The organism is Ferruginibacter sp. (assembly GCF_031430955.1).
Lineage (GTDB): Bacteria > Bacteroidota > Bacteroidia > Chitinophagales > Chitinophagaceae > Ferruginibacter.
In genome coordinates this window covers 1-3,659 of the sequence record NZ_JANPCM010000303.1, presented here as the reverse complement: position 1 = coordinate 3,659, position 3,659 = coordinate 1, and the positions used below count along the sequence as shown (strand labels likewise).

Below are 3,659 nucleotides of genomic sequence, written 5' to 3'. Positions count from 1 at the left end.
CATCTTTACCCTCTCTTTTAATAAACGCTTTTCCAATCGGCAAAACATATTCTTCTTCCGGTACATCTCCTTTATCGCCATAACCAACTTCACACTCCATAAATATAACCGGGTCATCGTCACGAATAGCAGCTTTTAATAATCCTTTTGCTTCGTAAGGTGTTGCAACACTTATAACTTTTAACCCGGGAATATTTGCGTATAAAGATTCAAAAGCGGTGGAATGTTGTGCACCAAGTTGACCTGCACTTCCACCCGGGCCACGAAAAACTATGGGGCAGCCAACCTGTCCGCCACTCATTGCCAGCATTTTAGAAGCGGTATTTAAAATTTGATCTAAAGGCAGTACGGCAAAGTTCCAGGTCATAAACTCAACGATTGGGCGAAGGCCATTTTGAGCGGCACCAACGGCTATACCTGCAAAACCAAGCTCTGCAATAGGTGTATCAATTATTCTTTTTTCACCAAATTCATCCAGCATTCCCTGGCTTACTTTATAAGCGCCGTTGTATTCTGCCACTTCCTCTCCCATTAAAAAAACGGTTTCATCTCTCCTCATTTCTTCCTGCATGGCTTCCCGTAATGCTTCCCTTAATGCTATTTGACGCATAATTATTGGTTAATTGGTTAATTGGTTTATTAGTTTAACGGGTTTAAATAGTAACCGTAAATCTGTACCTGTAATTTATAAAGATTGCAAATTTATTCTATCGGGGGCAGATAAGCAAATTGTTATTGAAACTGTGGGGAAGATGCAAAAAAAAGTAAGAAAGCAGTTTATTTTACGAAGGATACAGGAATTAATATAGTGATAAACCAATCATTAAACGTATTCTATTTTTCTGTTAGGAGCAAATTTTTCGATAATACTTTTTAAATCGGCAGGCCTGAAAGGTTTTAAAATGTAATCGTTAAAGCCCTCTTTGCTAATGAGGTTATCCATATCGTCAAGCAAAGTGGCGGTAAAAGCTATAATAGGAATTGAAGCATCGCTTTCTCGTATAATTTTAGTGGCAGCATAGCCATTCATTTCAGGCATTTCAAGGTCCATTAAAATTAAATCGAACTGATGAAATTTTAGTAATTCTATTGCATGTAAACCATTGCCTGCTTCTTTTGTTCTTATCCCCCATTTTTTTAAAAACATGTTTAAAACAGAGGCATTAATTTCATTATCCTCTACCACCAAAATTCTTACGCCACGTATATCTGCCTGCGATCTGTAGTTTTCTACATTTATTATTTGCTGTTGCAGTTTTAAATCTTTTTTAAACAAAAGTGTAAAACCAAAACTTGCACCATGACCAAGATCGCTTTCTACCACAATAGTTCCTCCAAATAAGTTTACCAGTTTTTCACTTATGGTAAGCCCAAGCCCTGTGCCTCCAAACCTTCTTTTTAAATCATTAGCATGTACCTGTGCAAAGCTTTCAAAAATTTCAACCTGTTGTTCTTTTTTTATACCAATACCAGTATCCTTTACTATAAAAGATATGGAGACTTCATCGGTGGTTTCATCATCAATTAAAACGGTTAACGTAACCTTGCCCTGTATTGTAAATTTTAAAGCATTCGATATAAGATTGTTCAGCACCTGCCTTAATTTTACTTCATCGCTTATTATATTAATATTTTTAAGCTGAGGGCCATGTTTAAATACCAGTTCTATATTTCTTTTCTCAAACTGGTTTTCAAAAAATTGTACAACTGCCTGCAGTGCTTTTAATAAATTAAATGATTGGTTATTGACTTCCATTTTTCCTTCATCAATCTTACTGTAATCCAAAATATCGTTAATAATGCTTAGCATGTGTTCCGATGAATAAAGTTGAAGATTAGCATTTGCTTTAACCGTTTCTGATAGATTTTTTTCTGCTAATATTAAGTTTGCCGTACCAATAATACCATTTAAAGGCGTTCTTAATTCGTGGCTCATACCAGCCAGAAAACGGGTTTTAACTTTTGCAGAATTTTCAAATTTTTCTTTACTGGAAGCTAATTCTTTCCCCGCCATTTTAAAGCTGCTGATATCCCTTATCATTAATAGCTGGTATTCCTTTTCATCTGTAAAATAATTTATGCTGCTTACATATGCTTCAAACTCAGTTTTACGTTGTGTTCTAAAATTTGCTTCACCATGCCACCCATTCGGAATATCGTTCATCAATAATTCCAAATTAATACTGCTGTCGCTAAGGTAACGTATCATTAATTGAGAAAGATAAAGGCCTTTTATACTAATCTCATCAGCCACATCAAAAAGTGCAACTGCCCGTTTGTTACATTCAATAATTTCTTTGGTTTCTTTATCAAAAATTATACAGGCATCAAGGGTAGATTGAAAAAATGCCTGGCTGTAATTTAATTTTTCTTTTGTTAGAATTTTAGGTGCAAATCCGGTAAAAATATACCTGGTAAGCAATAACGATAAAATTACCGTAACAATAATAAAAAATATAAAGAGAGTACTTAGTAATGCATTGTGATAAACGATTATACATAGAGACAATATCATTGCCGCCACTATAAATAATGCACTGGCCAGGGCAAATCCGTTTTCCCTGGATGGATGCTTGTTTTCAGCATTGTATTTTAAGAATACACGGGCAATATTTGAATTATAAATAGCCGACAAAATTAAGTTTGATTTAAAGGATCGTATTAATATAACGCACAATTATGCGATTTATTGAATAAATATTTTATTTGAAAGGCAAAAATTGATTTTGCCCTGCACATATTATTTTGATGATTTGTTCGTTATTGTATGTGGCCCCTGCTAGAAAACCTAAAATAACCAGATGGAAAATAAAATATTTGAATTTGACCAAAGGCTTGATGCCGGATTTTTACATAGTTTATATGAGGATGATATTGAAAATGCGGCAATGAGTTTTGATTTTTTTTTAAATAAGTATCCGCAGCACCTTAAAGAAATAGAAGAAGATTTTATAGCTGGTGATGTTAAAGGTTTCAGGCAAAAGGTGCACAAGGCAAAGCCCACTTTTAGCTATGTAGGGTTAACAGCAATTAGTGCTAAAGCCGCTGCAATTGAAAGCATGTGTGATGATGAAGGTGATTTAAATAAGGTTGAAAATTTGTACCAGGAGTTTAAAAATAGTTTAGAAGAAATAATCCCTGTTATTCAAAATGAACTTGAACGAATGAAAACTTAATCCTAATCTTATGAAACTGAAAGTAATTATTGTTGATGATGAGCCAATGGCAAGGAATTTTTTAGAGCGCTACTGCGAAAAAAATGGCAATCTGCAGCTGTCTGGAACATTTGAAGATGCGGTAACAGCATTGGATTATTTACAAAAAAATGAAATTGATATTTTATTTTTAGATGTGGAAATGCCAAACGTTAGTGGGTTTCAGCTACTGGATCAGTTATCCTACATGCCCAAAGTAATTCTTACTACTTCAAAAACTGACCATGCTTTTAATGCTTTTGAGTATGGGGTTACCGATTTTTTAAAAAAACCCGTAACCTTTAACCGTTTTCAGGAAGCCGTTATTAAAATTACCGAATCGTTAATTGAAAAAAGATTACAGCCTGTTTTAAAAATACCTGCTATTAACCTGGAAGAAATTTATATAAAATTTCCTGAAAATTAAGCCTTGTTAATTTCCCATCCGATTTTATAAAAATTTCT

4 protein-coding genes are annotated in these 3,659 nt (G+C 34.0%); 2 read left to right on the top strand and 2 right to left on the bottom strand.

Annotated features, from left to right (window positions below):
- The coding region (locus tag ACY65O_RS08525) for a pyruvate dehydrogenase complex E1 component subunit beta (RefSeq protein ID WP_462220431.1) at nt 1–610 on the bottom strand (610 nt) is incomplete at its 3' end.
- 213 nt (nt 611–823) lie between these two features.
- Nucleotides 824–2,635: a response regulator gene (locus ACY65O_RS08520; RefSeq protein WP_462220430.1), complete on the bottom strand. Its 1,812-nt coding sequence runs from the start codon at nt 2,633–2,635 to the stop codon at nt 824–826.
- 166 nt (nt 2,636–2,801) lie between these two features.
- Here ACY65O_RS08520 and ACY65O_RS08515 point away from each other — a divergent pair, with 166 nt between their 5' ends.
- Both ACY65O_RS08515 and ACY65O_RS08510 read left to right on the top strand, forming a co-directional pair.
- On the top strand, nt 2,802–3,176 hold the full coding sequence (locus tag ACY65O_RS08515) for an Hpt domain-containing protein (RefSeq protein WP_462220429.1): 375 nt from the start codon (nt 2,802–2,804) through the stop codon (nt 3,174–3,176).
- 10 nt (nt 3,177–3,186) lie between these two features.
- The gene (locus tag ACY65O_RS08510; RefSeq protein ID WP_462220428.1) at nt 3,187–3,621 is read left to right on the top strand and encodes a LytR/AlgR family response regulator transcription factor; all 435 of its coding nucleotides are present in this window, start codon (nt 3,187–3,189) and stop codon (nt 3,619–3,621) included.
- Nucleotides 3,622–3,659: the final 38 nt, after the last annotated feature.

Bases quoted from the DNA above. Each gene is read 5' to 3' on its own strand.
- ACY65O_RS08515 (WP_462220429.1), top strand. From the start codon at position 2,802: ATGGAAAATAAAATATTTGAATTTGACCAAAGGCTTGATGCCGGATTT.
- ACY65O_RS08510 (WP_462220428.1), top strand. From the start codon at position 3,187: ATGAAACTGAAAGTAATTATTGTTGATGATGAGCCAATGGCAAGGAAT.